Here is a 26,782-nt window from a genome sequence, read left to right as displayed (position 1 = left end):
TCGCGATGGCGGCATGCCAGACATCATCACTCTCAGATCCGGAAGCTCCCCAATCAGCCGATCCACCTGCCGTTAGTTCGACATGTAATCCATTGCTTCCAGTTAATAGGAAGCATTACTATTCGTACCCCGTCCCCACAGCACACCGCAATGACCCCCAAGCTGCCCCGCAGACACGGCTTTTTCGAGCATTACGAAGAGTTGGTTGGCACCTGGACCCGTCGCCTGAGAAATCGTCAGCAGGCCGAGGATCTGGCCCACGACACCTTCGTGCGGGTGCTTGAGTCGAATTCGGTGGCGGTGGAGCAACCTCGGGCCTATTTGCACCAGACCGCGCGCAACATCGCGGTGGACGGTTATCGGCGGGAGGATCGAAGGGGCGCCATGGAGTCGCAGGCGAATGATCTCAGTGTGTCGTCGACCGGCGACCCGGAGCAGTACATGCAGGCGATCCAGTTGGCTGATTCCATCGAGCGGGCGCTCACCGAGTTGCCGCTCAATTGCCGCAAAGTGTTTGTGTGGCAGAAGATCGAAGGCCTGACCCAGGCCGAAATCGCCGAACGCCTGGGCCTGTCAAAGAACATGGTGGAGAAGTATATGATCCGCACGTTGCGGCACCTGCGCGACCGCCTTGACGGGTTGCAACCATGATTGGCAGCGCCTTCTCATCCCCAGGCCAACAGGACCTTCCATGATGGATACTCGTGATTGCGCGTGCGGGCATACAACCGTTCGGGACGACGCGGCGCGCTGGTTTGTGCGGATGCAGGAACCGGCGGTGGACGTCGTTGAATACCGGCGCTTCGAGGCGTGGCTCGGCGAACACCCTCAACATCGAGAAGAGTTCGAAGCCCTTCAAGGCTTGTGGACGGCGGCTGACCTGCTGCCGGCCGCACGTTTGCAAGCGTTGTGTGAAACCCTGCCGGCGCGACGCGCACGTCAGTCGTGGATGCGTTACGCGGTGGCCGCGAGTGTGGTGGCTGTGGCGCTGGGTCTGGGCTTGTTCAGTGGTTTGAATCACCCGGCGACTTACACCGCCGAATATTCCACTGCGTTGGGCGAACGTCGTCATGTGGCGTTGCCTGACGGCTCGGTGATCGACCTGAACAGCCGCAGCCGCATTCAGGTGAACTTTGAAAAAGACCGGCGCGGCGTCGAGTTGATCGAAGGCGAAGCGATGTTCAGCGTCGAGCACGACACCCGCCGGCCGTTTGTGGTTGATGCTGGCAACGGCCAGGTGACGGTCACCGGCACGCGTTTCGATGTGCGCCGCGATCTCAGCGAAACCCGGGTGGCGGTGGAGCAGGGGACGGTCAAGGTTCAGGGGCAGGGCGTCGATTTCGTCAACCTGACCGCCGGCCTCGGCACGCGCATTGATGCCCAAGGGACTGTCGCGACAGCCTACGCCGTCAACCCGGCAGAACTGACCGCGTGGCGCAGCGGCAAACTGGTGTTCAACAACGCCAGCCTCAGCGAGGTGGCAGCGCAAGTGTCGCGTTATCGCGAGAAGCCGCTCACCGTCGGCAGCGACAAAGTCGGCAATCTGCGCCTGACCAGCGTGTTCAAATCCGACAACACCGACGCACTGCTCAAGGCCCTGCCGAGCATCCTGCCGGTGGCTGTGCGCACCCTCGACGACGGCAGTCAGGAAATAATCTCAAAATAAATTCAGGTTTTTTTCGAGTTCATCGTCTTCTTGTCCAACTGCAACTGGTTTGCATTAACAAACGCATATGTTTGCGATCCACAGGACATTGTTCGACGTGAATAACACCTCTGCCAAAAACAAGAAATCCCATTGGTTGCCGCTGGCGCTCGCCTTGACGGTCAACGCTACGCTGCCTCAGGCGTTCGCCGCCGGTGGCATTCATATTCCGGCGCAGCCATTGGGCGAGGCCTTGAGTGAGTTGGGCCAGCAGTCTTCGTTGCAGGTTTTTTTCAGTCCTGATCTGGTCGCCGGCAAACAGGCTCCGGCCGTCGACGGCGACATCTCGCCGGAACAGGCTTTGCGCCAATTGCTGCAAGGCAGCGGTCTGGACTACCAGATCAATGAAGGCTCGGTGACCCTGACGCCGGCAGCCACTGCCGCCGCCAACGGCCCGCTTGAACTGGGCATGACCGACATCAAAGTGGTCGGCAACTGGCTCGGTGATGCCGACGCCGCCGTGGTGCAGAACCATCCCGGCGCGCGAACGGTGATTCGTCGCGAAGCGATGATCGAGCAGGGCGCGATGAACGTCGGTGATGTGCTCAAGCGTGTGCCGGGCGTGCAAGTGCAGGACGCCAACGGCACCGGCGGCAGCGATATTTCCCTGAACGTCGGCGTGCGCGGCCTGACTTCGCGCCTGTCGCCGCGCTCCACCGTGTTGATCGACGGCGTGCCGGCCGCGTTTGCGCCGTACGGCCAGCCGCAATTGTCGATGGCGCCGATTTCCTCGGGCAACCTCGACAGCATCGATGTGGTGCGCGGCGCCGGTTCCGTGCGTTACGGGCCGCAAAACGTCGGTGGCGTGATCAACTTCGTGACGCGCGCGATCCCGGAAAAAGCCACCGGTGAAATCGGCACCACCCTTGAAACTTCGCAGCACGGTGGCTGGAAACACATCGACACCGCGTTTGTCGGCGGCACCGCTGACAACGGCATCGGCATGGCGCTTTTGTATTCCGGCGTCAACGGCAACGGTTACCGCGAAAGCAACAACGGCAACGACATCGACGACGTGATCCTCAAGACCCATTGGGCGCCGACCGATGTCGACGATTTCAGCCTCAACTTTCACTACTACGACGCCAGTGCCGACATGCCCGGCGGCCTGACGCAGGCGCAATACGACGCCGACCCGTTCCAGTCGGTGCGCGACTATGACAACTTCAGCGGGCGCCGCAAGGACGTGTCGTTCAAGTGGGCGCGGCAGATCGACGACCGCACCCAGGCCGAGGTACTGACCTACTACACCGACAGTTTTCGCGGCAGCAACATCGCCGCCCGCGACCAGAAAACCCTCAGCTCGTACCCGCGCACTTACTACACCTTCGGCATCGAGCCACGGGTGTCCCACGTGTTTGATGTGGGTCCGACCACGCAGGAAGTCAGCGTCGGTTATCGCTACCTCAAAGAAGCGATGCACGAAGAGTCGAGCCGTGTTGCGCTGGTGAACAATCAGCCGGTGTTGACGCCGTCCTCTGACGGCCATGTGTTCCAGGATCGGACTGGCGGCACTGAAGCCAACTCGGTGTACATCGACAACAAGATTGACGTCGGCAACTGGACCGTGACCCCGGGGATCCGCTTCGAACACATCAGCACTGACTGGCACGACCGTGCGGTGCTCGACACCGCCGGCAAGCGTGTACCGGAGAAAAACCGCAGCATCGAAAGCAACGAGCCGCTGCCGGCGCTGAGTGTGATGTATCACGTATCCGAAGAGTGGAAGCTGTTCGCCAACTACGAAACCTCGTTTGGCAGCCTGCAGTATTTCCAGCTCGGCCAAGGCGGCATCGGCGACAACACCGCCAATGGCCTGGAGCCGGAAAAAGCCAAGACCTACGAGGTCGGCACGCGTTACAACGATGGCGCGTGGGGCGGGGAAGTGACGCTGTTCTACATCGACTTCGATGACGAACTGCAATACATCAGCAATGACGTAGGCTGGACCAACCTCGGCGCGACCAAGCACCAGGGGCTGGAAGCGTCGATGCATTACGACTTGGCCGCGCTGAACCCGATGCTCGATGGCCTGACTGCCAACGCCGGTTTTACCTACACTCGCGCGACTTATGAGGGTGAGATTCCCGGCTTCAAGGGCCGTGACCTGCCGTTCTACTCGCGTCAGGTGGCCACCGCCGGGCTGCGTTACGACATCAATCGCTGGACCTACAACCTCGATGCGTTTGCCCAGTCCAAGCAGCGTTCGCCGGGCACCGGTGTGAACGCCAATGGCAGCTTCAACGGCAACTACATCACCGAAGGTTCGGCGGACGGGCAGTTTGGCGATATTCCGGGTTACGTGACGTGGAACGCGCGCGGTGGCTATGACTTTGGTTCGCAGTTGTCGAACCTGAAGCTGGGCGCCGGGGTGAAGAACATCTTCGACAAGCAGTATTTCACCCGGTCCAGCGACAACAACTCGGGGATGTATGTGGGGGCGCCGCGGACGTTCTTTGTGCAGGCTAGTGTGGGGTTCTAAAAACAAACCTGTGGCGAGGGGGCTTGCCTCCTCGCCATAGCAAGCCCTCTCACGACAATTCAGGCTTTTAACACTTTGCCGCCAATGGCCACCGCCACCAGCAGCAGCGCCATCAACCCAAAGGCAAAACTCAAACTGCTGCCATGGGCGATAAACCCGATTAACGCCGGACCGGCGAGGATCCCCGCATAACCCAACGTGGTAATGGCCGGCACGGCGATGTGTTCGGGCATGACGGTCTGTTTGCCGACAGCGGTGTACAGCACCGGCACAATGTTCGAACACCCCGCACCCAACAATGCATACCCCACCAGCGCCATCTCCCAGGTCGGTGCGAACGTGGCCAACGCCAGGCCCGCTGCGGCCGTCAGTCCACCGAACACCATCACCCGCGTGGAACCCAGATGCCGGACAATCCGGTCGCCGGTCAAGCGCCCGGCCGTCATGGTCAACGCAAACGCCGCATACCCCAGCCCCGCGTACGCGGTATCGATCCCGCGTTCCTGCGTCAAAAACACCGCACTCCAGTCGAGCGCCGCGCCTTCGGCGAGGAATACGATGAAGCACATTCCGCCAATAAACAGCACGATGCCATGGGGCACCGCAAACGCCGGGCCGGTGCTTTCGCTGCCGTAAGGCAACAGGTGTGGCGCCGCTTTCAGCAGGGCCAGCAGCAGCACTGCAATCACCACCAACATCGCGCACAACGGTGAAATCCCGAGGCCGAGCAAGCCGCTGACCCCCGCGGCGCCGACGATCCCGCCGAGGCTGAACATCCCGTGAAACCCCGACATCATGTTCTTGCCGCTGGCCCGTTCGACGATCACCGCTTGCAGGTTCACCGTCGAATCCACCGTGCCCAGCCCGGCGCCAAACATGAACAACGTGGCGATCAACGCCGGCACTGACGACACCGTCGCCAGCAACGGCAAGGCCGCACAGATCAGCAACGTCCCGCCCGCCGCCACGCGCCGGCAGCCGAAGCGTGACGCCAGCAATCCGGCCATCGGCATCGCCAGAATCGACCCGACCCCGAGGCACAACAGCAGCAGACCGAGCGTGCCTTCATCCAGCCCGGCCCGCGCCTTGGCGTACGGCACCAGCGGCGCCCAGGCGGCGATGCCGAGACCGGCGATGAAGAAGGCGATGCGGGTGGACATCTGCTCCAGACGGCCAGGAACAAATGAGGTTGGGGTCTTGAGGCTGGTCATATCAATCCTTGGCAAAAAACGTCGCGTCCCCAAAGGACACTGACTGATCCCGCGGGTTCTATCAGTGTCCGCAGCAATTCGCGGTGAGGCAGGTTCACATCCTTGCACAGGCTGTCGCGGTTTCGCGATATCGTCGACCCATTGATTGTTCCGACAGGAGGCGACATGACGCGGATTTACGATGCACGGGGCAATATTTATATCGTCGTGGCGCCCGAGGCTGTGCGCGATAGCGGGATCGATCTGCCTCAACGGGCTGACCTTGCCGCGCAAACCCGCGAGCAGTGGTCGGTTGCGGCCATCAACGCATTTTGTGGCTGGGCCCCCGGCATTCAGCCCCCCGGCAGCAAGGACCATCGCAGCGACGGTTTGCTGGTCGGGCCGTTTCAATCGGCGCCGCCGTATGACCTGCTGATCGTCAATACCGACGGCACGTTGGCCGAACGCAGTGGCAATGGGCTGACGATTTTCTCCCAGTCGCTCAGTGAGCAGGGCTTGATGCCGGAGGAGGGGGCGTGCCTGCTGCGGGTTCATCACGACAAGACGGACACGGTTTCGCCGGGGGAGACATCCGTGAAACCGGCGGAAGTCGATGGCGTGCAAGGGTTTTGGCTGGACCTGGGAAAGCCGACGTTCGGGCCGCAAGCCGTGGGCGCGCAGGGGGTTGAGGATGGGCTGTTGAACGGTCGGGACGTCAGCCATGTCGCGCCCTTGGCGGCGCTGGATCCTGCCTGGAACCGCAGCCAGTTTGTGCGCGTCGGCAATCCACATTGCGTGACGCTGTTAGAGGACGCTGCTGCGTTGCCGAGCAATGCGCAGATGCGTGAATCACCCTTGGCTGAAGGGTTGCTGCGGATTGCTTACGCCATGCCGGCCGGGGCCGGTCAGCCGTGTCCGGCGGGGGTGAATGTGCAGTGGGCGATGCTTGAATCCGAAGGCCGGGTCGCCGCGCGAGTGTTTGAGCGCGGGGAGGGGCCGACGGCATCTTCGGGCACCAGCGCCAGTGCGGTGGCGTGTGCGGCGTGGCGGGTCGGTTGGGTTTCGGCGGGGGAGGTGAACGTGGTGATGCCGGGCGGCACGGCGCCGATTTTGCTGGAGGAAGTGGCGGGGGAATTGAGTCGGGTCAGGCTGTTTGGTACGGCTCGGTTGAAGCGGTGAACTCAAGAAAGCTATCGCGGGAGCCACGCTCCCACATTTGGAATGCATTCCACTGTGGGAGCGTGGCTTGCCCGCGATGAGGCCATCAAAGTCGACGCGGTTTTCAGCTCAGACCACTGAACTCCACCACCGGCATCGTCCGCTTCATCAGCAACTTGCCCCCGCGCACCGAATACAGTGGCAAGCCCTGGCTGCGAATCACCTCGTAGTCACTGTCCGCCGAGAGCACCAGCAAGTTCGCCGGCCGACCCGCTTCCAGGCCATAACGATCACCGAGGTTCATCGCCTTGGCGCTGTTGTCCGTCACCAGGTCCAGCGCACTTTGCAGGTTGCGATACCCGAGCATGTGGCAAATGTGCAGCCCGGCTTCGAGCACTCGCAGGATGTTGCCGTTACCCAGCGGATACCACGGGTCCACGATCGAGTCCTGGCCGAAACACACGTTCATTCCGGCTTCGAGCAACTCGTTGACCCGCGTCACGCCACGACGTTTCGGGAAAGTGTCGAAGCGTCCTTGCAGGTGAATGCTTTCCGTGGGGCAGGAGACAAAGCTGATCCCCGAATGCCCGAGCAAGCGGAACAGTTTGGCGCAGTAGGCGTTGTCGTAAGAACCCATCGCCGTGGTGTGGCTGGCGGTGACCCGCGAACCCATGCCGCGGCTGCGCGCCTCTTCGGCCAGTACTTCGAGGAAGCGTGAATGCGGGTCGTCGGTTTCGTCGCAATGCACGTCCACCAGGCAACCGGTGCGCTCGGCCAGGTCCATCAGGAATTTCACTGAACTGACGCCCTGATCACGGGTGTACTCGAAATGCGGAATGCCGCCGACCACATCGGCGCCCATACGGATGGCTTCCTCCATCAGCTCGCGGCCATTGCGGTACGACTCGATGCCTTCCTGCGGGAACGCGACGATTTGCATGTCGATCAGGTGACGGCTTTCCTCGCGCACCTCGAGCATCGCCTTGAGCGCGGTCAGCTGCGGGTCGGTGACATCGACGTGGGTGCGCACATGCTGGATGCCGTGGGCGGCGAGGGTCTGGATGGTTTTCCTGGCGCGTGTCCTGGTGTCTTCCTCGGTGATCGTGACCTTGCGCTCGCCCCAGCACTCGATCCCTTCGAACAGCGTGCCGCTCATGTTCCAGCGCGGCTCGCCGGCGGTCAGGGTGGCGTCGAGGTGAATGTGCGGTTCGACGAAGGGCGGCACCACCAGGTTGCCACCGGCGTCCAGATCGTCGGGCCCCAGGGTCGGGGCTTCGGTCTGTCGGGCGATGGTGCGGATCAGGCCGTCTTCCAGGTACAACTCATGCAGGCCATCTTGGTTGCGCAGGCGGGCGTTGATGATGTGCATGAGGCGAGTCCTTTGGGTTGATGACTCTAAATTAGCGCGGCAGTGGCGATCCTTGCCAGTGCCGCGTGACGAAACACAACACAGCCCTTGTAGGAGTGGAGTCATTGAGTCAGGGGCAGGAACCGCAGCAACGCCGCGACGATGGCCTCGGGCGCATCTTCCTGCACCAGATGCCCGGCATTGGGAATCGGATGAAACTGCGACCCCGGTATCAGCTGATGCAGCGCCCGGCCGCGTTCGATGGGGATCCACTGGTCGTCCTCGCCCCACAGAATCTGCACCGGGCACCGAATGCTCGGGTACAACCCTTGAGCCTCGCGGGTATAGCGCTCATCCATCTGCGCAATTTGCCGGTAGAACGCCGCTTGCCCCGGCTCCCCCAGCCACGGCCGCACGTAGGGCGCGAGTTCTGCTTCGGGGATGTCGCGTTTGATCGCCCCGCGAATGTAGGCCGGGACGATGGCTTGTTGAATGTAATCGGGTACGCCACTGAACGCCGCTTCATGCTGGCGCACATGCTGCACGAACGGTGAGCCCCACGGGGTCAGCGCCACGGGGTCGATCAATGTCAGGCTGCGGTAATCCTTGCCGTTCAGCAGGTGCGTGCGCAGTGCGGTGGCGCCGCCGAAATCGTGAGCCACCACATCGGGCTGCTCGATGGCCCAGTGATCGAGCAAGCGCGCCAGCAACTCGTTCTGCACGCCCAGCGACACGTCGCCGTCGATTTTCTCCGATTGGCCATAGCCCAACAGGTCGAAGTAGTACACCCGGTGGGAGGCAATGAAGTGCGGGGCGATACGGTGCCACACGTAGGAAGAGAAGGGCGTGCCATGCACGAACACCAGCGGCGGGCCGTCGCCGTGAACGGCGTAGTGAATGCGGTGCCCGTTGAAGCGGTATTGGCGGTCCAGCAGCCAGTCAGCCATGTGCGTGTCCTCTGGGGCGAGACAAAAAGCATAGGCATAAAAAAGCCACCGATGAAGGTGGCTTGATCATTCACTGACGAAACGCAGTGCCCATTGTGGCAGCGGGCTTGCCCGCGATAGCGGTGTGTCAGTCAGTACATGTGCTAACTGGTACACCGTTATCGCGGGCAAGCCCGCTCCCACAGGGATTCGTGTTGGCTGTTGGAGTGGGTTACTCGCCGTGATAGATGCAGCCGCTGGTGCAGGTTTCGTGGATGCGGATCGCGCTGAGTTCCGGCAACAGGGGCTTCAATTCATTCCAGATGAATTTGGCCAGCACTTCGCTGGTCGGGTTTTCCAGGCCGGGAATGTCGTTCAGGTAGTTGTGGTCCAGGCGCTCGTAGAGCGGCTTGAAGATCGCCTTGATTTCCGAGAAGTCACGGATCCAGCCGGTGTGCGGGTCGAGGTCGCCGCTCAAGTGGATCGCCACTTTGAACGAGTGACCGTGCAGGCGACCGCACTTGTGGCCTTCCGGCACGTGGGGCAGGCGGTGGGCGGATTCGAACGTAAACTCTTTGAAGATTTCCACAGTGATTTCAGCTCTGTCAGGTGGCGATCGCCGCGGCGATGTGGGCAGGCGGCGAGTTTACCAGAGCTGCGGGCGAAACACTGACTAAAGGGTCAGCAAGCGCTCGCCGAGGCGACCGTTGGCGGCCAGTTCGAGGAACTCGTCACCCAGGCGTCGGCTTTCTTCCATGGCGGCGTGCCAGTATTTCTGCCGCGCCGGCGCATCGCCCATGAAACGCTTGAAATCGTTACGGTCCGGCAGTTTTCCGTAGGGCAGGCGCGTCAGATACTCTTTCGACGGCGCCAGCAGCAGAACATCCTGCAGGCGCGCAGGGCAGGCGCGGCGCCAAGGCAAGGTCTTGTCGAACCACCCGGGAATCACCCGGTCGGTGAAATGCGGGTACAGCACGATGTCGTTGCCGCTGTAGGGCAGGTCGAGGTGATAGTCGAGCAGTCCGCCGTCGCGGAATGTCCCCGCGCCGGCGCCGGGCAAGTCGCGCACGCCTTCCATCACCATCGGGATTGAACCCGACGCCAGCAGCGCCTGGCGCAGGTTGCCGGCGTTCAGCGCAACAAAGCGCGAGGGGAAGTCATTCAGCGCATTGACCGGCGGGGCCAGGCGCGGGTCGTGGATGATCAGCCGTTCGAAATGCCGCGACAGCCGCGCGCGACCGCGCAGGTTGTCGGCGATCACTGATCCCAACGCCAGCCCCAACCGACCGCGATGATCGTCGGCCAGGTTACCGTGACTTTTGACCACCATGATGTTCAGTCGGTAATTCGCGTTGTTCAGGATCGAGGCGTCGCGGCCGTCGAGCAATTCATCGAGCATGCGCTGCGAGCTCTGGCTGATCTGCGCCATGGTCACGCCCTTGGCGAAATTCTGCTCGGTGTACAAATGCCCGAGACGCCGGATGCCTTCGGCAGCGTCCGGCAGGCAGGCACTGGCGAAGCGCCAGGAACCGACCGAGGCGCCAATCAGCGAGCGTTCGCGGGGGGCGGCCGGCAGCCATTCGCCAAACAACGCCAGGTCCAGCCCTTGAATCCCCAACGCCTTCGGGCCACCGGCGGCACCGGGTAGCGTGCCGACGTCGGCGGCGCTCAAGCCGTCTTTACGGATGCGCGCCAACGCACGCGGGCCGGCCTTGAGGGTCAGGGAGGGGAACTTGATGTGGATGGCGGTCATACCGGTCTCGATGGTTGGCAAGCGCAAGATTATAAACAGGCAGCACGGTCATTGTAGGAGTGAGTCTGCTCGCGATAGCAGTCTCAAATTCAACACTGACGGTGACTGATACACCGCTATCGCGAGCAAGCGCGCTCCCACAGGGTTTTTGAGCAGGTCTGTAATGTCGTGTTGCCATCTTTCATGATGGCAATTCAGTTTCAATTAAGTTCAGCTCGCTAAGGTGACCTTCGTAGGCAACACATAAAAAATACGGAGACACCCATGAAAATCCTGACTGCCCTGTCCGCCGCCTCGATCATTGCCATGACCGCCAGCCTCGCCCACGCCCGTGACCTCGGTCCCGACGAAGCCCTGAGGCTGCGTGACGCTGGTACCATTGTGTCTTTCGAGAAGCTCAACGCCACGGCTCTGACCAAACACCCCGGTTCGACGGTGACCCAGACCGAACTGGAAGAAGAGTATGGCAAGTACATCTATCAGGTTGAGCTGCGCGACCCACAGGGCATCGAGTGGGACCTGGAATTAGACGCCGTCAGCGGCCAGGTTCTCAAGGATCATCAGGATACGTAATGAAGGTGCGTTCATTTTCACGCATGGCGCTGGTGCTGCTGGCGTTTTGCTCGGCGGTTTTGGCCCGCGACCTCGACCAGGACGAAGCCCTGCGCCTGCGCCAGCAAGGGGTAATCCTGCCGCTGGAGCAACTGCTGCAGCAGGCGCTGGATCGCTATCCCGGTTCCAAACTGCTGGAAGCCGAGCTCGAAGAAAAGCACGACGTCTACATTTATGAAGTCGAGTTGCTGACCGCCGAGGGCGTGGTCCGCGAGCTGGACATCGAGGCCGTCAGCGGCCGTTTACTCAAAGACAAGGAAGACTGATCGATGCGATTGCTGCTGGTGGAAGACCACGTGCCGTTGGCCGACGAACTGATGGCCGGCCTCAATCGTCAGGGGTATGCGGTGGACTGGCTGGCCGACGGTCGCGATGCGGTCTATCAGGGCAGCAGCGAGCCCTACGACTTGATCATCCTCGACCTCGGCCTGCCAGGTTTGTCGGGGCTTGAGGTGCTGACGCAATGGCGAGAAGGCGGTTTGTCGACGCCGGTGCTGATTCTCACCGCACGCGATTCGTGGGCCGAGCGCATCGAAGGCCTCAAGGCCGGCGCCGATGATTACCTGACCAAGCCTTTCCACCCGGAAGAATTGCACCTGCGGGTTCAGGCGCTGCTGCGTCGTTCCCACGGCCAGGCCAATCAGCCGACGCTCAAGGCGGCCGGGCTGCACCTTGATGAGGGCCGGCAGTGCGTGACCCGCGATGGTGCCGACATTCAGCTGACCGCCGCCGAGTTTCGCCTGCTGCGCTACTTCATGCTGCACCCCGAACAGATCCTCTCCAAAAGCCACCTCGCCGAACACCTCTACGACGGTGAAACCGAGCGCGATTCCAATGTGCTGGAAGTTCACGTCAACCACCTGCGCCGTAAACTCGGTCGTAGCGTGATCGAAACCCGCCGCGGTCAGGGTTACCTGTTCGGCGGGGCTGCTCAGTGAGGTCGATCCAGCGCCGCTTGAGCCTGGGACTGATCAGCGTCATGGTCGTCGTCGGCCTGGTGCTGGCGCAAACCAGTCTGTGGCTGTTCGAAATGGGCTTGCAGCGCTACCTCGAAGCCGGGTTGCGCGACGACAGCGAAAATTTGCTGGTGGCGCTGGTCCGTGGGCCGCAAGGCTTGCAACTGGATGAGCGGCACCTGTCACCGGCCTATCAACGTCCGTTCTCCGGGCATTACTTCCGCATCGATTTTGCCGACAGCCATTGGCGCTCCCGTTCGCTGTGGGATCAGGAGTTGCCACGGCTGGAGCATCCGGGCCTGCACAGCAACCTGCAATTGGGGCCGGAAGGGCAGCAGTTGCTGGTGTTGCGTTCCGACTATCGACGCCTTGGGCAGTCCATCTCCATCAGCGTCGCGCAGGATTACACACCGGTGCGCGAGAGCTTCAAACGCATGCAGCAAGTGGGCTTGGGATTGGGGCTGGCCGGGTTGCTGCTGATTTTGCTGTTGCAACGCATCACCGTGCGCCGCGCCTTGCGCCCGCTGGAAAAGGCCCGCGAACAGATCGCCCAGTTGCAACAAGGCCAGCGCTCGCAACTGGATGATCAGGTCCCGGTGGAACTCGAGCCGCTGGTGGCGCAGATCAACCATCTGCTCGCGCACACCGAAGACAGCCTCAAGCGTTCACGCAATGCCTTGGGCAACCTCGGGCATGCCTTGAAAACCCCGTTGGCGGTGCTGTTGAGCCTGGCCTCCAGCGAAAAACTCGACGCTCATCCAGAGTTGCGCAAGATCCTCAAGGCGCAGCTGGAACAGGTCCAGCAACGCCTCAATCGCGAACTCAACCGCGCCCGGTTGTCCGGCGACGCGCTGCCGGGGGCGTTGTTTGATTGTGATGGAGAACTGCCGGGGCTATTGGCGACGCTGAACATGATTCATGGCGAGCACCTGGCGCTCAGCTACCGCGCACCGGCCGGGTTGCAGCTGCCTTGGGACCGTGAGGATTTGCTCGAACTGCTCGGTAACGTGCTCGATAACGCCTGTAAATGGGCGGATGCCGAGGTTCGTTTGAGCGTGATCGAGACAGCGGGCGGGTTTGAGTTGAGTGTAGAAGATGATGGGCCGGGGATTCCCGAGGAGCAGCGGGCGCAAGTGTTCAGTCGCGGTACGCGGCTGGATGAACAGACGGATGGGCACGGGTTGGGATTGGGGATTGTGCGCGACATCGTCGACACGTGGAGCGGGGTGCTGCGGCTGGACGAGAGCGAGTGGGGCGGGTTGAAGGTCGTGATTGAACTCCCAAAACGTTGAGTGACCTGTGGGAGCGGGCTTGCCCGCGATGGCGATGTAACAGTCAACATAGATGTCGGATGTTATGGCCTCATCGCGGGCAAGCCCGCTCCCACATTTTGATCTTCTGCGGATGAAATAACTGCGTTAAACCCGGAACTGGTCCATCAGACTCTGCTGCTGATTCGCCAGGCTGTTCAGCGACTGGCTCACCCGCGCCGACTCATTGGCCTGCCCCGACAGCGACTCCGTCACGTCGCGAATCGTTGCCACGTTGTTGTTGATCTCTTCCGCCACGGCACTCTGTTCTTCCGCCGCTGAAGCAATCTGCAGGTTCATGTCGCTGATCACCGTCACCGCATCGCCGATCTGACGCAACGCAGTCACGGCCTGGCTGACTTGCTCGACACTGCCCTGAGCCTGACGATGGCTGTTGTTCATCGAACCGACAACGTCCTGGGTGCCGCTCTGCAATTGCTCGATCACCAGGCGGGTTTCCTCGACCGACTCCTGAGTGCGGCGTGCCAGGTTGCGCACTTCATCGGCGACCACGGCAAAACCGCGTCCAGCCTCACCCGCACGGGCGGCTTCGATGGCGGCGTTGAGGGCCAACAGGTTGGTTTGTTCGGCAATCGCGCGAATCACTTCCAGCACCGAACCGATCTTCTCGCTGTTTGCCGCCAGCCCTTCGACTTGCACCATGGCCGCGCTCATGTCGGCGGCGAGGTGGTCGATGCTGGTGGTGGTCTGGTCGATCACGGTCAAACCGCGGCGAGTCGCCTGATCCGCGTCCTTGGCTGCCTGTGCGGCTTGGGCGGCGCTGCGGGCAACGTCCTGGGCGGTGGCGCTCATTTCGTGGGACGCGGTGGCGACCTGATCGACCTGACGGTATTGCTGCTCCATGCCGGCGCTGGTCTGGGTGGCGATGGCGGACGACTGGTCCGCCGTGCTGCGCGCGTCCTGCACCGAGCGTTTGACCTCGGCGATGATCGGTTGCAGCTTGTCGAGGAAGCGGTTGAACCAGCCGGCCAACTGGCCCAGTTCGTCCTTTTTGTCATAGGCCAGGCGCCGGGTCAGGTCGCCTTCGCCGCTGGCGATGTCTTCCAGCATGTGGGCCACGCCGAGGATCGGTTTGGTCACGCTGCGGGCCATCAGCCACACCAGCAACAGGCCGATCAACGCGGCCAGCACGCCGAGGCTGAGCTCGACCAGGGTACCGGTGGTGTTGCTGTCGTCGAGTTGTTTTTTCAGGATCTCGGCCGGGCCGACCAGGACTTTTTCCGGCACGTCGAGCAGCACGCCCCAGGATTTGCCGCCGGGAATCGGCTGGAACGGCGCCAGCACTTTCAACTGGTGATCGTTGTGCAGGCTTTCGGTTTTGCTGCTGCTGGCGAGCATGCGGATCAGCTCGGCGCCGTTGGCCTTGTCCACGGTGTCCAGGCGCTGGCTGAGTTTGCTGGCGTCGGCACTGTAGCCGGCGAGCAAACCGACCGGGCTGAGGATGCTGACGTTGGTCTGGCCGTCATAGAGCTTTTTGCTCGCGCTCTGACTCATGGCCTGCAGGCTGTTGAGGTTGATGTCCACCGACAGCGAAGCGATCACTTTACCGTTGACCATCAGCGGAAACACGATGCTGGTCATCAGCACGTTCTGGCCGTCGATCACGTAGAAGTACGGTTCGATCACGCACGGCTTGAGCGAGGTGCGCGGGCAGGTGAACCAGGCGTTGGCCGGTTCGCCGCTGGGGCCGGTGCTGGTGTCGGCCATGTCACTTTCCGGCAGCGCCATGGATTTCACTTTGCCCGGCGTCGGCTGGGACCAGTACAGGGCGAAACGGCCCTTGTCGTTGCTGCCGAGCTCCGCCTGGCCGGTGAACAGTTCGTCCTTGCCGTCCAGTGCGTTGGCTTCGAACACCAGCGACAGGCCGAGCAGCTCGGGGTTGGCTTGCAGCGCCGACTTGACCTGGCGGGTCAGGTCTTCACGCAGGTCGAAGGCGTCGAGAAAGCGCTTTTCGGCCTGATCGCGCAGGAACAACACCTGACGCGAGAATCCATGGCCATATTGATAGGCGTCCATGAACTGCTGACGAATCAGCAGCGCCTGGTTTTCACCCTGGGATTCGATCCGCGCCTGGGCGGCTTCGTTGAGCATCTCCATGCTTGAGGCTTTCACCATCGCGGAGCTGTGCTCCATGCGGTACAGCGAAAGACCCACCAGCAGGGTCACGATGCCGGCCAGGCAAAGCCCGGCCAGCAGGGTGATTTTCCATTGGATGGAAAGTTGTCTGAGTGACATGGAGACGTCCTTTATTCGATAAATATCTGAGACTTTGCACTGTAACGGCCGTGATCCGGCTTTCTTTATCCATGCGCTCAAATAAGACACGAAACAAAATTTGCTACGGGGATGGTGTTCACTTTGACAAGGCGCCGGTGCTGCGGCACAGTGCGCGCCCTCTAATAAAACCCATTACTTAATCCGCTGGCGGCTCTTCGCAGACTGCCGGCTGAGCTCATTTCGCTTGCCTTGAGGTAACGATGATTAATGCTGTAATCGCCGCGGTCGGCATCATGCTGATCCTCAGCCTGTCCCGTGTGCACGTAGTGATCGCGCTGATTGTCGGTGCGCTGGTGGGTGGCCTGACCGGTGGCCTGGGCATCGACGCCACGCTCAAGGCCTTCAACAGCGGCCTCGGCGGCGGGGCGACGGTGGCGTTGTCCTATGCCTTGCTCGGCGCGTTCGCCGTGGCGATTGCCAAGTCCGGCATGGCCCATGCCCTGGCGGACAAGGCCCTGGCGATGGTCGATCGGCAGCACGCCAGCGGCGGCGGGCAGGTCAAGTGGCTGCTGATTGGTTTGCTGTGGGTGGTGGCCATCGCTTCGCAGAACATTCTGCCGATACATATCGCCTTTATCCCGCTGCTGGTGCCGCCGCTTTTATACGTGCTGACCAAGCTGCAACTGGATCGCCGGTTGATTGCCTGCGTGATGACCTTTGGTTTGATCACCCCGTACATGTTCCTGCCGGTGGGGTTCGGCAACATCTTCCTCAACGAGATTCTGCTGGCCAACGTCGCCCGCAGCGGTGTGGACATTAGCGGCATCAACGTCACCCACGCCATGGGCATCCCGGCGCTGGGCATGGTGTTCGGCCTGGCAGTGGCGTTTTTCAGCTACCGCAAGAAACGTGTCTACGACCTGGCAAAAATCGAGCAAGTCGAACAGGTCGCAGTGCAGTACAACCCGCTGAGCCTGATGGTGGCCGGCGTGGCCATCGTGGCGGCCTTCATTATCCAGTTACTGCTGGACTCGATGATCATCGGCGCCCTGGCCGGGTTCCTGATCTTCTCGGTCTCCGGCATTGTTAAGTGGCGTGAAACCGACGATTTATTCACCGAAGGCATGAAGATGATGGCGATGATCGGCTTCATCATGATCGCCGCGTCAGGCTTTGCCGAAGTGATGAAAGCCACCGGCCAGGTGCAGACGCTGGTGGAATCTTCGGCCTCGTGGATCAACCACAGCAAGGGCATCGGCGCGTTGCTGATGTTGCTGGTGGGCTTGCTGGTGACCATGGGCATCGGTTCGTCGTTCTCCACCGTGCCGATCCTGGCAGCGATTTTCGTGCCGTTGTGTGTGCAGCTGGGGTTCAGCCCGCTGGCCATCGTCTGCATCGTTGGCACGGCCGGCGCCTTGGGTGATGCCGGCTCGCCAGCCTCGGACTCGACGCTGGGCCCGACCTCGGGCTTGAACATCGACGGCCAGCACCACCACATCTGGGACACCGTGGTCCCGACGTTCCTGCACTACAACCTGCCGCTGCTGGCGTTTGGTTGGGTGGCGGCGATGGTTTTGTAAACACCACCGATCAACTGTAGGAGTGAGCCTGCTCGCGATAGCGGTATGTCTGTCACATAGATGTTGGATGTGCTGCCGTCATCGCGAGCAGGCTCACTCCTACCAGGGACCTCATTGCCCCGGTAGCTCAACTTTTGGCCCGGCGTGCCGTTAAAGCTTTTAACCACGCCAACAAAACCAAAAGAGTGAACCGTCATGCGCATGAGCCTGAAGGCTAAAGTCCTGTCCCTTGCCGTTCTCCCGGTGTTGCTCTTTGCCCTGGTTATCAGCCTGACCACACTGTTCGTGCTTCAGGAACAGGCGCACAAGGAAGTCGAGGAAACGCGCCAGCGCCTGCTCAACGACGCCAAGGCCACCCTGCAAAGCTACGTGGCCGTGGCCATGACCACCATCAAGCCGCTCTACGACGCCGCCGCCCCCGGCGATGACGCCGCGCGGGCGCAGGTGATCAAGTTGCTGTCGAGTATCACCTACGGCAAGGAAGGCTACTTCTTCGGCTACGACTCCAATACGGTTCGCCTGTTCAAGGCCAACAGCCCCGAAGGCGTGGGCCAGAGCTTCAAGGACAACCGCGATCCGAACGGTGTCTACGTCAACCGCGACCTGGTGAAAGTTGCCAAGGACGGGACGCACTACCTGCAATACAGCTCGCCACTGCCCGGCAACACCCAAGTGCTGGTGCCTAAACTGGGCTACACCGAATACCTGTCGAAGTGGGACATGGCGGTGGGTACGTCGGTCAACCTTGACGGCATCGAAGCGCAAGTCGCGCTGGTGGAAGCCAAGGTTCAGGAGCGCATGGAAGGCGTGCTGCTGAGCATCGTCGGGATTGCCGTGGTGGTGCTGTTGGTGATCGCGGCCGTCGGCCTGCTACTGGCCAACACCATCCTGCGCCCGCTGAACATGATGAAAGCCAACCTCGATGACATCGCGGCAGGCGAGGGTGACCTGACCCGTCGCCTGACCATCACCAGCCAGGACGAACTCGGTGAACTGGCCGGCTCGTTCAACCGCTTTGTTGACAAGATCCACAGCCTGGTGCGCCAGATCACCGAAATGACCACGCAACTGACCGGGCTGGTGAATCAGGTGTCCGATCAGGCCCAGCGCTCGGACCAGGCCATGGAGCGTCAGCGTCACGAGACCGATCAGGTCGCCACGGCGATCAACGAAATGTCGGCGGCGGCGCAGGAAGTGGCGAAAAGTGCACAAAACGCGGCAGTGGCGGCGCAGCAGACCGACGAAGAAGGTCAGGCGGCCAAGCGCGTGGTGGCGGGCAGCATCGTCAAGATTCATGCACTGGTGGACGACATCCGCAGCAGCGGCGTGTCCCTGGACAGCCTGCAAAAAGACGTGTCGTCGATTGTCAGCGTCCTTGGGGTGATCCGTTCGATTGCCGATCAGACCAACCTGTTGGCACTCAACGCTGCCATCGAAGCAGCGCGCGCCGGTGAAGCCGGCCGTGGTTTTGCGGTGGTGGCTGATGAAGTGCGGGCGCTGGCCAGTCGTACGCAGATCAGCACCCAGGAAATCCAGAGCATGATCGACCGCTTGCAGGCTGGCACCCAATCGGCGGTGGAAGCCATGCGCCGTTCCAGCGAAGCCGGTGACGGCACGTCCGCCCAGGCCAACGAGGCGGGCGCCTCGCTGGACACCATGGCGCAGTTGATCGGCACCATCAACTCGATGAACGCGCAGATCGCCAGCGCTGCGGAAGAGCAGACGGCGGTGGCCGAAGAGATCAACCGCAGCGTGCATCAGATTGCGGTGGCCGTGGACAACGTGGCGGATGAAACCCAGCTCGGCGCGCAGACTTCACGCAGCCTGGCAGACCTCGGCCAGCGCCTGGGCAAACTGGTCGGCCAGTTCCGTATCTGACACCACATATAACCTGTGGGAGGGAGCTTGCTCGCGATAGCGGAGTGTCAGCCAACATCAATGTTGGATGTGCCGCCCTCATCGCGAGCACGCTCGCTCCCACGAGGTTAAACCACCGCAGCCCGAATCTGTCGTCCCAAGGCATCCATCACATCACAACCATCGCGCAACAACATCGCCGCAGCCTTCGCCAATTGCTGCACATCAGCCCCTTTGGCCCGGGTTATGTCCAGACTCGCCAAGCTTTCCATCATCTGCGTCACAGTCAGAAATCGTGAGGCGGCATTGCTGTGCAAGACATCCAGCGGTGCCTGAGTGGAAACAAGTAAAACCGGAACATCACTCTCGTTGTTGGTCATCGGCATATGCGGGTTCATGCATCACCTTCTGATTTTGCCGCGTGCATGCCGTCGATGGAGGCTTAAACCAATGAGCGTGCGGTGCCGAGCATTTGCTGGCTGGCCCAGCGTAGCGAAGCGCCATGTTCCGGCCGTGTGGCGGTAGGGGCTTGATGGGCGAGAGCTTCTGCGCAACTGAGATAGACCGAAGCGTGTTCAAGGGCGTCGAGTAGCGGGATGCCGGGTTGAACGGCGAACAGGTGGTGGTCGACGTGATCGCAGGGGGCGAAAGGGGTAAATTTTGTAGTTGGATTCGTCATAGGTGAAGCTCCGTGAAAGTTCAGAAGAGCTGCCACGAAAACGCCGTCAAACGAATTAGGGTGGCAACTGTGCGCGGGTTGACGGACCGGTCTCACGAACCCGGCGCACCCGAAAGTGCCCCACGCACAGTCGCCATATGCAATGAGCGGGCACAGAGGTGCTCGAGCAAAGGAAGGCTATGCGCGTCGTAAGAATGTCAGGCCGTCAAACCCGATCACGAATGAGTCGTGACAGGTGCGAGGATAGGGAGTGGGGCCAGGGCAGTCAACCGGAGGTAGGTCGGAAACAGCCGCTTTGCTTGTCGGTATTTTCCGGAACCGATAGCGGCGCGAAATACTGGATCAGGATCATGTACTATTCGCGCTTCTCGATGTTCAAAGGAGAGAATTCATGGCAGGAAAGCCAGTAGCGAGACTTGGAGATCCAGGCAGTCACGGCGGAGCAATTACCACCGGATCAAGCCCTATTTTTGTCAATTCCCTACCTATCGCCTTGGTAGGCGACACCTACTCATGCCCCATACACGGCAGCAATCCCATAACAACGGGTGCTCCCCACGTTTTTGGCCTTGGGAAAGAAGTGGCACATGTTGGGTCGAAAACGGCATGCGGGGCCACAATCACAGCCGGCTCCCCCGATACATTTGTTGGTAACGCTGGCTCCAGTAGTACCAGTAGTTTTTTCTCTGAGTTTCTGAAAGAAAGAACCTTTGTTGAGTTTCAACTGCTCAATGAAAAAGAAGAGCCGATTCCCCATGAAGAGTATGTGTTGACACTTTCTGATGGTGTCGTGGTCACTGGTGTTCTTGATGGTGAAGGGTTTGTGCATGTTGCAAATGTTCCTCGCGGAAGTTGCAGCATTAAATTTCCAAAACTTGAAGATACGGAACATCTTTAATGGTTCAGCCTACGAAGACATCTGGTACAAAGCAGGCTGCGAAAAACACGGGAGCCTCAGGTAAAACCACAAAAACAAATACCTTGGTAGTGTCTGGCGCTTATATGGAGATTCTGATCGGTGGTCCATATACACATAATGGAGTTGATCAACCCTTCGGACATGCGGCAATTCATGTTGTGGTGAGTAACAAAAATATCACCTATGATTTTGGCCGGTACGGAGACGTCTGGGGGCCTTTCGATAGTGAAGGCGAGGCCATTTTAAACGTATGGTCCAATTTCAAGGCTTATGTGGCTTCAGAGAAGAGCCTTGGTCGGACAACTACAGGTTTCGTCTATTTTTTGGAGAACTCCAAAGCAGAAGCCGTAATTGCTCATTATGATCAGTTGCTGTCAACAAAAATAAAGATCAAAAAAACAACTGATAACTACGTGCGGTATTTGCTACCCGGCTCCTATCTACCAACGACTAACAATTGCACGACAGTTTCACTGGAAGGGGCAAAAGTAACAGGTAAGAAAATCGTATCTGAACCTTCCAAGTATATGGATTTGAGAGGGCTTTCATGGGAGAAGAAAATAGCATCCAAAACTCAGTCGAGGACGGCGGACGGCATTTTTATGCCCATGGACGTTCAAGCAATGCTAGAGGGGAATACGGAGGCGCGCTATGACAAGAAAAATGTCTATTAGTAAAAAAACGGGCCTTTGGTTAATTGCAATATTGCTACTTGGTGTGATCTTTTTGGTGTGTGTTTTTTTTAATGATTCATCGAGGTCTCAAAGTATGAAAATGATCAAAACTAAAGAGCCAATGCTCATTGAAGGTCCTGAAGGCGATGAAAACTACTATGTGTTACCGACCGGTGTAACTCTTTACTACGACAAAAGCTTCCCTGAAGGGCATGATCGCTACATTGTCTACTTTAATCATAAGGGCGTGATTGCACATGAAGATGTCCCGATGAAGCCCGAGTACAAGGGGAACTTTGTTGCGCCTCTTTGGATGTCCAATGTTGATGCGGATGCTTTAAAGAAAATGTTTAAGCGTTTTCCTCTATCCAAGGAAGATGTCGCCGCGGCCATAAAGGCCAATGAAATCACCAAAGATGATTTGGCCGATATCATTCGTTCCATGCCGGAGTAATTGCATCCCTTGCAGGGCAGGTCGCTACGGCCTGTCCCAATACGGCACCACCCCAAAGCACTCGACAAAGAAATCAATCACCGTCCGCACCTTCACCGACAATCGTCGGCTGCCCGGCCACAGCACCGCAATCTGTTGCGGCTCCAGGCTGTTGGAGACCTGAAATTCCCCCAGCACCGGCACCAGCGTGCCTTCGCGCACTGCTTCACCAATCAGCCATGACGGAAACATCACCAGCCCCAACCCTTGCTCAGCCGCTTGCACCAAGGTGTCGGCGTGGTTGCCGGTGATCGGCCCTTTGACCGAGTAGGGCGCCCAGTCCTGCTGATCCTTGCGGAAAAACCAGCGTTGCAGGCCGGTCGCGCCTTTGTAAGCCAGGCATTGATGCGCCGCGAGGTCTTCAGGGCGTTGCGGCGTGCCGTGGCGTTCGAGGTAGGCCGGGCTGGCGGCGACTTGAAAGCGGTGCGGCGCGAGGATCCGTGCCTGCATGCTGGAGTCGTGCAGCGGGCCGATGCGAAACAGCAGGTCGGCGCCTTCTTGCAGCGGGTCGATGTAATGGTCGGTTTGCTGGATATCCAGCTGCAGCTTCGGATAGCGCTCGCACAATTGCCCCAGCCACGGCGTCAGGTGTCGTTGGCCGAACACCACGGGGGCGTTGATCCGCACCAGTCCGCTGGGTTCACTTTGCTGTTCCTGCAAGGCTTGTTCGGCTTCTTCCAGTTGCACCAGCACCCGCCGCGCATGATGACCGAGCATGCGCCCGGCTTCGGTGGGCGTGACGGCGCGAGTGTGGCGGTAGAGCAATTGCTGGCTCAGGGCCTGTTCCATTAGCTGGATCTGCCGGGAAATCGAAGAGGGCGCCAGACCCTCGCGCCGTGCCACTTCTGAAAAACTGCCGTGGTCGAGCACAGCGACAAACAGCCGAAGCGCCTTGAACCCGAGTTCGTTGAGACCGTGCATGGTTCATCCTGCTGTGCGGATTACGCAAAAGTGTTGTCAGAATGCTCCCATTTATCGCAAAGCTCTGCCACCGGATAATGCCGGCCATTGTTTCTACAGGCAGGTTTCCTTTATGCAAGCGTCTTCAATCGACACCGCGGTCACACCCGCGACCAAACCAGGGCTGCGGCTATTGCTGTTGCCGTTGGTGATCCTCGCGGGCATGGGCCTTTCCGTGGAGGCGGGGTTACTCGGGCCGCTCGGGGTCCAGGTTGGGCATTTATGGGCGACGTTGAGCATCTTCGGGGTCGGCTCGGCGATTCTGTTTTTGCTGCTGTTGTTCAGCGGCCCGCAACAAGGCCCGGCGTTGAACACTTTGCCGCGCTGGCAATTGATCGGCGGCTTTCTCGGGCCGATTTATGTGGTGGTGCTGACCCTGGCCACGCCGCACATCGGCATTGCGATGACCATGATCGCGATTCTCTGCGGGCAGGTCGGCAAAAGCGTACTGATCGATCACTTCGGCTGGTTCGGCACGAGCCGCAAAAAGGTCAACGGTGAACGCTGGCTGGCGTTGCTGCTGATTGTCGTGGCACTTGTTTTGATCGCTCGGGGTTAATGATGAATCTGATTATTTTGTTGGCCGTGATCGTCGCGGCGGGTGCGGTGCTGAGTGTGCAGGCGGCGATCAATGGCCGTCTGGGCGAAACGGTGGGCGTGTTGCGCAGCAGTTTGCTGACCTTCGTGGTGGGCGCGGTGGTCACCGGTCTGCTGATCCTGTTTTTCGAACCGGCGCAGGCCTTGAGTTTGCTGGACGTGCCGAAATGGCAGCTCAGTGGCGCGCTGTTCGGCGTGGTGTACATGATGGTCATGGTCGGCGCGGTGCCCAGGGTCGGCACAGCGGTGGCGACCGTGGCGGTGATCGTCGGGCAACTGGGCATGGGCATGCTGATCGACAATTTCGGCTGGCTGGGCAATCCGGCCATCGATTTGTCGAACAGCCGGATCGTGGCAATGGTGTGCCTGGGGCTGGCGCTGGTGTTCATGTATCGCAGCAGCACCCGGCAGGCCTGACACAAACTCCTACACTGGTTAGACGGGCCGCGTCTGCGGCATCCCGACGACCACACCAATGGAGTCTGACTCATGATCAGCAGTGACAGTATCTGCGATTGTCCCAAATGCTCGTGCAAGCTGGGCGAGCATCCGATAGCGCGCCACGGTAAGCACTATTGCTGCGAGGCCTGCGCCAAGCACCATGAGCACGGCGAAGAATGCTCCAGCAAGGGCTGCAAGTGTGCTCACGAGAAGTAGTGCATAAAAAAGTGGAGCCTGATCGGGAAGGCCGATCAACCCGAATCAATGTGGGAGCGAGCTTGCTCGCGATAGCGGACTGTCAGTCACTTACCTGTTGAAAGTGCCGACGCCATCGCGAGCAAGCTCACTCCCACAAGGTTCCAGTCGCGTGATCGGGCCCCCACTTCATTAACTCGCCGGCCGCCACTTCACATTCTCGACCCCGAATTTCTCCGCCATCGGTTTGCTGGTCTTTTGCACCTTCTCTCGGCCGAATCGCGGGATCCTGCCCACTCCGGCGTCGCAGCTTGCCCAATGCCAAGCTTCCGCGTTGTCCATCTTGTCCAGGCGGATGATGAATGACTTGGGGACGCCATGAAGGGTGTATTCAATGACGAATAGTTTTGCGTTGTTCATAAAGCCCGTATTCCTCCCTGTGGTAATAGAAGGATCATTGGGGTTACGGAAAATTCAGTCTTATTGTCAGACGGTGGCAGCCAGTGGCGACAAGGCCTCGGGCTGGTTACCATGCAAGACCTGAAAACCTCAATGATTGCTGCCCCATGGCCCTTGCTGCGCCCCCTGACCTGAGTGACACCGATGTGCCCGTGCAACCGCTGGCGCGCACTTATCCGCGCGGCCTGTATATCGAGCCGCACGAGCATGTCTGGGGCCAATTGCTGTATGCGATGAGCGGGGTAATGTGGGTTGAAACGCCCCATGAGGCGCTGGTGGTGCCGCCGCAGCGGGCGGTATGGCTACCGCCGGGCATGCCTCACGGGATTCGTGTGGTGTCGGACTTGCAGATGCGCAACATCTACCTGCGGCCGTCCCTGGCCGCCACGCTGGACAACACGGTCCAGGTCATCGAAGTCGGCGGCTTGCTGCGTGAATTGATCGTCGGCTTGGTCGAACAGGGTAACGATGGTGCGCCCGAGTATTACGAAGCACTGGTCGGCCTGGCGCTGTTGGAGCTTAGACGAGCCAGGCGCTCTCTGTTGAAAATCCCGTTGCCGGATGATTCCGACCGGCGCCTGATGAACCTCTGTCAGGCGGTCATGGTCGCGCCTTCGCTGGACATCCCGTTCGAACAACACGCTGAAAACGCCGGTGCCAGCGTGCGCACCCTGGCGCGGTTGTTCAAGGAGGGGCTGGGCATGGGCTTCGCCGAATGGCGACGACAGGTGCAACTGGCGACGGCGGTGGCCGAGCTGATTCAGGGCGTGTCGGTCAGCGCAATTGCCCGCGAGCTGGGCTATTCACCGAGCAGCTTCAGCGACATGTTCCGCCGGGAACTGGGCATCGCGCCTTCACAATTTTCCAGCCATATCCAAACCTTGTAGCAGCTGGGATATGGGTGCTTTGGCCGAAATTCAGAAGCACTTGGCCGGTGCCCGCTGTCACCTCGCACTAGACTTTGGGCCTGTCTTCATTGCCCCCGGAGTCCGCCATGAGCTACCTCATCTCGCTGGTCATCGGTCTGGGCGTCGGTTTGCTCTACGGCGCGCTGGACTTTCGTTCCCCCGCACCACCGGCCATCGCGCTGGTCGGGCTGCTCGGCATGCTGGCCGGTGAAAAGTTGTGGCCCATGGGCCGGCAACTGGTCGCTGGCTGGATCTCCTGAACCGTTCATTTACTCCATGGAAACGCTCATGAAAGCATTGCAGTTCGACAAAACCGGCGACCTCTCGGCCTTGCGCTACGTTGACGTGCCGACGCCCGTTCCCGGCGCCGATGAAGTACTGGTGCAGATCAAGGCCGCCGGCCTCAACCCCAGCGACGTGAAGAACGTGCTGGGACGTTTCCCCTACACCACGCTGCCACGGATTCCCGGTCGGGATTTTGCCGGTGTCGTGGTTGAAGGCCCGCAGGCGCTGATCGGCCAGGCAGTCTGGGGCACCGGGCGTGAACTGGGGTTCTTTGCCGACGGCTCCCATGCGCAATTCGTCAAGCTGCCGGCCAACGGCGTGGCGCTCAAACCGACCCACCTGAGTTTTGCCCAGGCCGCCAGCCTCGGCGTGCCCTACACCACGGCGTGGGATGCGTTGGAGCGCAGCCTGGTGACGGCGCAAACGCGCTTGTTAGTGATCGGTGGCGGTGCGGTGGGCAGCGCGGCGTTGGCGCTGGCCAAGGTACGCGGCGCCCAGGTGCTGGCGGCGGCGCGGCGACCGGAGCAGGTCAAGGAATTGCAGGCTCAGGGTTATCAGACGCTGCAACTGGATAAGCCGGAGGACTTGGGCGCCCAGGTGAACGCCGTGTATCGCGGCGGCGCCGACGTGATTTTCGACACCACCGGGTTCTGGCTGCCGGCCTCGGTTGCGGCCCTGGCAACCTTCGGCCGCATCGCCATCATCGCCGCGCCGGTGGACGGCATGGTGCAACTGCCGGCCCTGGCGCTGTATCGCAAGGGCGGTTCGGTGGTGGGGATCAACTCGTTGCTGTATGGGGTTCAGGCGTGCGCGGCAATGCTTGATCAATTCGGTAAGTTCTTTGATCAGGATTTGTTGCCGTTGCCCGAGGGTTTGTTTGAATCACCGCTGGCGGAAGGGCTGGAGCGGTATGCGGAAGTGAATCAGGGCAGCGGTGACAAGGTGATTCTGTTGCCATAACCGGCACTGATGCGGGTTGCGCCGGCCTCTTCGCGAGCAGGCTCATTCCTACAACGGATCTGTGTCGAACACTGGATTTGTGTTCACTGAAGATCAA

At 60.4% G+C, this 26,782-nt stretch carries 28 protein-coding genes and 3 pseudogenes; 20 read left to right on the top strand and 11 right to left on the bottom strand.

Annotation, left to right across the window (positions count from 1 at the left end):
* Nucleotides 1–150: 150 nt before the first annotated feature.
* From H8F22_RS30430 to H8F22_RS30420, 3 genes are all read left to right on the top strand, one after another.
* Complete coding sequence (locus tag H8F22_RS30430) at nucleotides 151–651, top strand: sigma-70 family RNA polymerase sigma factor (protein WP_027925457.1); 501 nt, start codon at nucleotides 151–153, stop codon at nucleotides 649–651.
* A 40-nt stretch (nucleotides 652–691) separates the two neighbouring features.
* Complete coding sequence (locus tag H8F22_RS30425) at nucleotides 692–1,666, top strand: FecR family protein (RefSeq protein WP_194941059.1); 975 nt, start codon at nucleotides 692–694, stop codon at nucleotides 1,664–1,666.
* A gap of 97 nt (nucleotides 1,667–1,763) precedes the next feature.
* On the top strand, nucleotides 1,764–4,187 hold the full coding sequence (locus H8F22_RS30420; RefSeq protein WP_194941058.1) for a TonB-dependent siderophore receptor: 2,424 nt from the start codon (nucleotides 1,764–1,766) through the stop codon (nucleotides 4,185–4,187).
* A 59-nt stretch (nucleotides 4,188–4,246) separates the two neighbouring features.
* On the opposite strand, the gene H8F22_RS30415 is transcribed toward H8F22_RS30420, so the two are convergent.
* A complete protein-coding gene (locus tag H8F22_RS30415; RefSeq protein ID WP_194941057.1) occupies nucleotides 4,247–5,398 on the bottom strand; it encodes an MFS transporter in 1,152 nt (383 codons plus the stop codon).
* Between the two features lie 165 nt (nucleotides 5,399–5,563).
* Here H8F22_RS30415 and H8F22_RS30410 point away from each other — a divergent pair, with 165 nt between their 5' ends.
* Complete coding sequence (locus H8F22_RS30410) at nucleotides 5,564–6,556, top strand: diaminopimelate epimerase (protein WP_194941056.1); 993 nt, start codon at nucleotides 5,564–5,566, stop codon at nucleotides 6,554–6,556.
* A gap of 103 nt (nucleotides 6,557–6,659) precedes the next feature.
* On the opposite strand, the gene codA is transcribed toward H8F22_RS30410, so the two are convergent.
* The 4 genes from codA to H8F22_RS30390 all read right to left on the bottom strand — a co-directional run bounded on the left by codA (nucleotide 6,660) and on the right by H8F22_RS30390 (nucleotide 10,562).
* Nucleotides 6,660–7,904 carry a cytosine deaminase gene (gene codA / locus H8F22_RS30405; protein WP_027925452.1) on the bottom strand — a complete coding sequence of 415 codons (1,245 nt, stop codon included), beginning with the start codon at nucleotides 7,902–7,904 and terminating at the stop codon, nucleotides 6,660–6,662.
* Nucleotides 7,905–8,005: 101 nt separating this feature from the next.
* Entirely contained in the window at nucleotides 8,006–8,830 is an 825-nt protein-coding gene (locus H8F22_RS30400; RefSeq protein ID WP_027925451.1) for an alpha/beta fold hydrolase, read from the bottom strand.
* A 211-nt stretch (nucleotides 8,831–9,041) separates the two neighbouring features.
* Entirely contained in the window at nucleotides 9,042–9,398 is a 357-nt protein-coding gene (gene queD / locus H8F22_RS30395) for a 6-carboxytetrahydropterin synthase QueD (RefSeq protein WP_081744008.1), read from the bottom strand.
* Nucleotides 9,399–9,482: 84 nt separating this feature from the next.
* The gene (locus tag H8F22_RS30390) at nucleotides 9,483–10,562 is read right to left on the bottom strand and encodes a patatin-like phospholipase domain-containing protein (protein WP_194941055.1); all 1,080 of its coding nucleotides are present in this window, start codon (nucleotides 10,560–10,562) and stop codon (nucleotides 9,483–9,485) included.
* Nucleotides 10,563–10,826: 264 nt separating this feature from the next.
* Between H8F22_RS30390 and H8F22_RS30385 the strand changes: the two genes are divergently transcribed.
* From H8F22_RS30385 to H8F22_RS30370, 4 genes are read left to right on the top strand one after another with little or no spacing between them, the layout of a single operon-like run.
* Nucleotides 10,827–11,135: a PepSY domain-containing protein gene (locus H8F22_RS30385; protein ID WP_027925448.1), complete on the top strand. Its 309-nt coding sequence runs from the start codon at nucleotides 10,827–10,829 to the stop codon at nucleotides 11,133–11,135.
* A complete protein-coding gene (locus tag H8F22_RS30380; RefSeq protein WP_027925447.1) occupies nucleotides 11,135–11,440 on the top strand; it encodes a PepSY domain-containing protein in 306 nt (101 codons plus the stop codon). The genes H8F22_RS30385 and H8F22_RS30380 overlap by 1 nt, the downstream gene beginning before the upstream one ends.
* Before the next feature lie 3 nt (nucleotides 11,441–11,443).
* Complete coding sequence (locus tag H8F22_RS30375) at nucleotides 11,444–12,112, top strand: response regulator transcription factor (RefSeq protein ID WP_027925446.1); 669 nt, start codon at nucleotides 11,444–11,446, stop codon at nucleotides 12,110–12,112.
* Entirely contained in the window at nucleotides 12,109–13,422 is a 1,314-nt protein-coding gene (locus tag H8F22_RS30370; protein ID WP_027925445.1) for an ATP-binding protein, read from the top strand. Before H8F22_RS30375 ends, H8F22_RS30370 begins: the two co-directional genes overlap by 4 nt.
* Nucleotides 13,423–13,548: 126 nt before the next feature.
* Here the strand turns inward: H8F22_RS30370 and H8F22_RS33240 are convergent.
* Together H8F22_RS33240 and H8F22_RS33235 are read right to left on the bottom strand one after the other, a co-directional pair.
* A pseudogene (locus tag H8F22_RS33240) lies at nucleotides 13,549–14,070 on the bottom strand (methyl-accepting chemotaxis protein); the annotation flags it as partial.
* Nucleotides 14,071–14,406: 336 nt separating this feature from the next.
* Nucleotides 14,407–15,477 (bottom strand): annotated as a pseudogene (locus tag H8F22_RS33235) (HAMP domain-containing protein); the annotation flags it as partial.
* A 464-nt stretch (nucleotides 15,478–15,941) separates the two neighbouring features.
* On the opposite strand from H8F22_RS33235, the gene H8F22_RS30360 reads away from it, so the two are divergent.
* From H8F22_RS30360 to H8F22_RS33225, 3 genes and pseudogenes are all read left to right on the top strand, one after another.
* A complete protein-coding gene (locus H8F22_RS30360; RefSeq protein ID WP_172825985.1) occupies nucleotides 15,942–17,258 on the top strand; it encodes a Na+/H+ antiporter family protein in 1,317 nt (438 codons plus the stop codon).
* A 195-nt stretch (nucleotides 17,259–17,453) separates the two neighbouring features.
* A pseudogene (locus H8F22_RS33230) lies at nucleotides 17,454–18,278 on the top strand (cache domain-containing protein); the annotation flags it as partial.
* 36 nt (nucleotides 18,279–18,314) lie between these two features.
* Nucleotides 18,315–19,136: a methyl-accepting chemotaxis protein gene (locus tag H8F22_RS33225; RefSeq protein WP_371258961.1), complete on the top strand. Its 822-nt coding sequence runs from the start codon at nucleotides 18,315–18,317 to the stop codon at nucleotides 19,134–19,136.
* 107 nt (nucleotides 19,137–19,243) lie between these two features.
* Here the strand turns inward: H8F22_RS33225 and H8F22_RS30350 are convergent, their stop codons facing one another.
* Nucleotides 19,244–19,501 carry a short-chain dehydrogenase gene (locus H8F22_RS30350; RefSeq protein WP_228759016.1) on the bottom strand — a complete coding sequence of 86 codons (258 nt, stop codon included), beginning with the start codon at nucleotides 19,499–19,501 and terminating at the stop codon, nucleotides 19,244–19,246.
* Nucleotides 19,502–19,557: 56 nt separating this feature from the next.
* A complete protein-coding gene (locus tag H8F22_RS30345; RefSeq protein ID WP_081744007.1) occupies nucleotides 19,558–19,794 on the bottom strand; it encodes a DUF3077 domain-containing protein in 237 nt (78 codons plus the stop codon).
* 391 nt (nucleotides 19,795–20,185) lie between these two features.
* On the opposite strand from H8F22_RS30345, the gene H8F22_RS30340 reads away from it, so the two are divergent.
* From H8F22_RS30340 to H8F22_RS30330, 3 genes are all read left to right on the top strand, one after another.
* Nucleotides 20,186–20,692, top strand: coding sequence for a PAAR domain-containing protein (locus H8F22_RS30340; protein WP_081744006.1), 507 nt, complete (start codon nucleotides 20,186–20,188; stop codon nucleotides 20,690–20,692).
* A complete protein-coding gene (locus tag H8F22_RS30335; protein WP_027925439.1) occupies nucleotides 20,692–21,387 on the top strand; it encodes a hypothetical protein in 696 nt (231 codons plus the stop codon). The genes H8F22_RS30340 and H8F22_RS30335 overlap by 1 nt, the downstream gene beginning before the upstream one ends.
* Nucleotides 21,388–21,481: 94 nt before the next feature.
* Nucleotides 21,482–21,841 (top strand): hypothetical protein, encoded by a 360-nt coding sequence (locus H8F22_RS30330; RefSeq protein ID WP_228759015.1) that lies wholly within the window; start codon nucleotides 21,482–21,484, stop codon nucleotides 21,839–21,841.
* A 24-nt stretch (nucleotides 21,842–21,865) separates the two neighbouring features.
* Here H8F22_RS30330 and H8F22_RS30325 read toward each other — a convergent pair whose 3' ends face one another.
* The gene (locus H8F22_RS30325; RefSeq protein ID WP_194941053.1) at nucleotides 21,866–22,801 is read right to left on the bottom strand and encodes a LysR family transcriptional regulator; all 936 of its coding nucleotides are present in this window, start codon (nucleotides 22,799–22,801) and stop codon (nucleotides 21,866–21,868) included.
* A 112-nt stretch (nucleotides 22,802–22,913) separates the two neighbouring features.
* Between H8F22_RS30325 and H8F22_RS30320 the strand changes: the two genes are divergently transcribed.
* From H8F22_RS30320 to H8F22_RS30310, 3 genes are all read left to right on the top strand, one after another.
* Complete coding sequence (locus H8F22_RS30320; protein ID WP_027925436.1) at nucleotides 22,914–23,399, top strand: DMT family transporter; 486 nt, start codon at nucleotides 22,914–22,916, stop codon at nucleotides 23,397–23,399.
* Complete coding sequence (locus H8F22_RS30315; RefSeq protein ID WP_194941052.1) at nucleotides 23,399–23,854, top strand: DMT family transporter; 456 nt, start codon at nucleotides 23,399–23,401, stop codon at nucleotides 23,852–23,854. Before H8F22_RS30320 ends, H8F22_RS30315 begins: the two co-directional genes overlap by 1 nt.
* Before the next feature lie 72 nt (nucleotides 23,855–23,926).
* The gene (locus H8F22_RS30310) at nucleotides 23,927–24,094 is read left to right on the top strand and encodes a metallothionein (protein WP_081744005.1); all 168 of its coding nucleotides are present in this window, start codon (nucleotides 23,927–23,929) and stop codon (nucleotides 24,092–24,094) included.
* A 171-nt stretch (nucleotides 24,095–24,265) separates the two neighbouring features.
* Here H8F22_RS30310 and H8F22_RS30305 read toward each other — a convergent pair whose 3' ends face one another.
* On the bottom strand, nucleotides 24,266–24,493 hold the full coding sequence (locus tag H8F22_RS30305; RefSeq protein WP_027925433.1) for a DUF6555 family protein: 228 nt from the start codon (nucleotides 24,491–24,493) through the stop codon (nucleotides 24,266–24,268).
* 146 nt (nucleotides 24,494–24,639) lie between these two features.
* On the opposite strand from H8F22_RS30305, the gene H8F22_RS30300 reads away from it, so the two are divergent.
* The 3 genes from H8F22_RS30300 (at nucleotide 24,640) to H8F22_RS30290 (ending at nucleotide 26,685) form a co-directional block, all read left to right on the top strand.
* The gene (locus H8F22_RS30300; protein ID WP_194941051.1) at nucleotides 24,640–25,419 is read left to right on the top strand and encodes an AraC family transcriptional regulator; all 780 of its coding nucleotides are present in this window, start codon (nucleotides 24,640–24,642) and stop codon (nucleotides 25,417–25,419) included.
* A gap of 107 nt (nucleotides 25,420–25,526) precedes the next feature.
* On the top strand, nucleotides 25,527–25,700 hold the full coding sequence (locus H8F22_RS30295) for a DUF1427 family protein (protein ID WP_081744004.1): 174 nt from the start codon (nucleotides 25,527–25,529) through the stop codon (nucleotides 25,698–25,700).
* A gap of 28 nt (nucleotides 25,701–25,728) precedes the next feature.
* Entirely contained in the window at nucleotides 25,729–26,685 is a 957-nt protein-coding gene (locus H8F22_RS30290) for a quinone oxidoreductase family protein (RefSeq protein ID WP_194941050.1), read from the top strand.
* Nucleotides 26,686–26,782: the final 97 nt, after the last annotated feature.

The organism is Pseudomonas mucoides (assembly GCF_015461845.1).
GTDB classification, from domain to species: domain Bacteria; phylum Pseudomonadota; class Gammaproteobacteria; order Pseudomonadales; family Pseudomonadaceae; genus Aquipseudomonas; species Aquipseudomonas mucoides.
Note: the sequence above shows the minus strand (reverse complement) of the source record. Positions and strands in the feature narration are given on the sequence as shown.

Bases quoted from the DNA above. Each gene is read 5' to 3' on its own strand.
- H8F22_RS30430 (WP_027925457.1), top strand. From the start codon at position 151: ATGACCCCCAAGCTGCCCCGCAGACACGGCTTTTTCGAGCATTACGAA.
- H8F22_RS30425 (WP_194941059.1), top strand. From the start codon at position 692: ATGATGGATACTCGTGATTGCGCGTGCGGGCATACAACCGTTCGGGAC.
- H8F22_RS30415 (WP_194941057.1), bottom strand. From the start codon at position 5,398: ATGACCAGCCTCAAGACCCCAACCTCATTTGTTCCTGGCCGTCTGGAG.
- H8F22_RS30410 (WP_194941056.1), top strand. From the start codon at position 5,564: ATGACGCGGATTTACGATGCACGGGGCAATATTTATATCGTCGTGGCG.
- codA (WP_027925452.1), bottom strand. From the start codon at position 7,904: ATGCACATCATCAACGCCCGCCTGCGCAACCAAGATGGCCTGCATGAG.
- H8F22_RS30400 (WP_027925451.1), bottom strand. From the start codon at position 8,830: ATGGCTGACTGGCTGCTGGACCGCCAATACCGCTTCAACGGGCACCGC.
- H8F22_RS30390 (WP_194941055.1), bottom strand. From the start codon at position 10,562: ATGACCGCCATCCACATCAAGTTCCCCTCCCTGACCCTCAAGGCCGGC.
- H8F22_RS30385 (WP_027925448.1), top strand. From the start codon at position 10,827: ATGAAAATCCTGACTGCCCTGTCCGCCGCCTCGATCATTGCCATGACC.
- H8F22_RS30380 (WP_027925447.1), top strand. From the start codon at position 11,135: ATGAAGGTGCGTTCATTTTCACGCATGGCGCTGGTGCTGCTGGCGTTT.
- H8F22_RS30375 (WP_027925446.1), top strand. From the start codon at position 11,444: ATGCGATTGCTGCTGGTGGAAGACCACGTGCCGTTGGCCGACGAACTG.
- H8F22_RS33225 (WP_371258961.1), top strand. From the start codon at position 18,315: ATGACCACGCAACTGACCGGGCTGGTGAATCAGGTGTCCGATCAGGCC.
- H8F22_RS30350 (WP_228759016.1), bottom strand. From the start codon at position 19,501: ATGCCGATGACCAACAACGAGAGTGATGTTCCGGTTTTACTTGTTTCC.
- H8F22_RS30345 (WP_081744007.1), bottom strand. From the start codon at position 19,794: ATGACGAATCCAACTACAAAATTTACCCCTTTCGCCCCCTGCGATCAC.
- H8F22_RS30340 (WP_081744006.1), top strand. From the start codon at position 20,186: ATGGCAGGAAAGCCAGTAGCGAGACTTGGAGATCCAGGCAGTCACGGC.
- H8F22_RS30335 (WP_027925439.1), top strand. From the start codon at position 20,692: ATGGTTCAGCCTACGAAGACATCTGGTACAAAGCAGGCTGCGAAAAAC.
- H8F22_RS30330 (WP_228759015.1), top strand. From the start codon at position 21,482: ATGAAAATGATCAAAACTAAAGAGCCAATGCTCATTGAAGGTCCTGAA.
- H8F22_RS30325 (WP_194941053.1), bottom strand. From the start codon at position 22,801: ATGCACGGTCTCAACGAACTCGGGTTCAAGGCGCTTCGGCTGTTTGTC.
- H8F22_RS30320 (WP_027925436.1), top strand. From the start codon at position 22,914: ATGCAAGCGTCTTCAATCGACACCGCGGTCACACCCGCGACCAAACCA.
- H8F22_RS30315 (WP_194941052.1), top strand. From the start codon at position 23,399: ATGATGAATCTGATTATTTTGTTGGCCGTGATCGTCGCGGCGGGTGCG.
- H8F22_RS30310 (WP_081744005.1), top strand. From the start codon at position 23,927: ATGATCAGCAGTGACAGTATCTGCGATTGTCCCAAATGCTCGTGCAAG.
- H8F22_RS30305 (WP_027925433.1), bottom strand. From the start codon at position 24,493: ATGAACAACGCAAAACTATTCGTCATTGAATACACCCTTCATGGCGTC.
- H8F22_RS30300 (WP_194941051.1), top strand. From the start codon at position 24,640: ATGGCCCTTGCTGCGCCCCCTGACCTGAGTGACACCGATGTGCCCGTG.
- H8F22_RS30295 (WP_081744004.1), top strand. From the start codon at position 25,527: ATGAGCTACCTCATCTCGCTGGTCATCGGTCTGGGCGTCGGTTTGCTC.
- H8F22_RS30290 (WP_194941050.1), top strand. From the start codon at position 25,729: ATGAAAGCATTGCAGTTCGACAAAACCGGCGACCTCTCGGCCTTGCGC.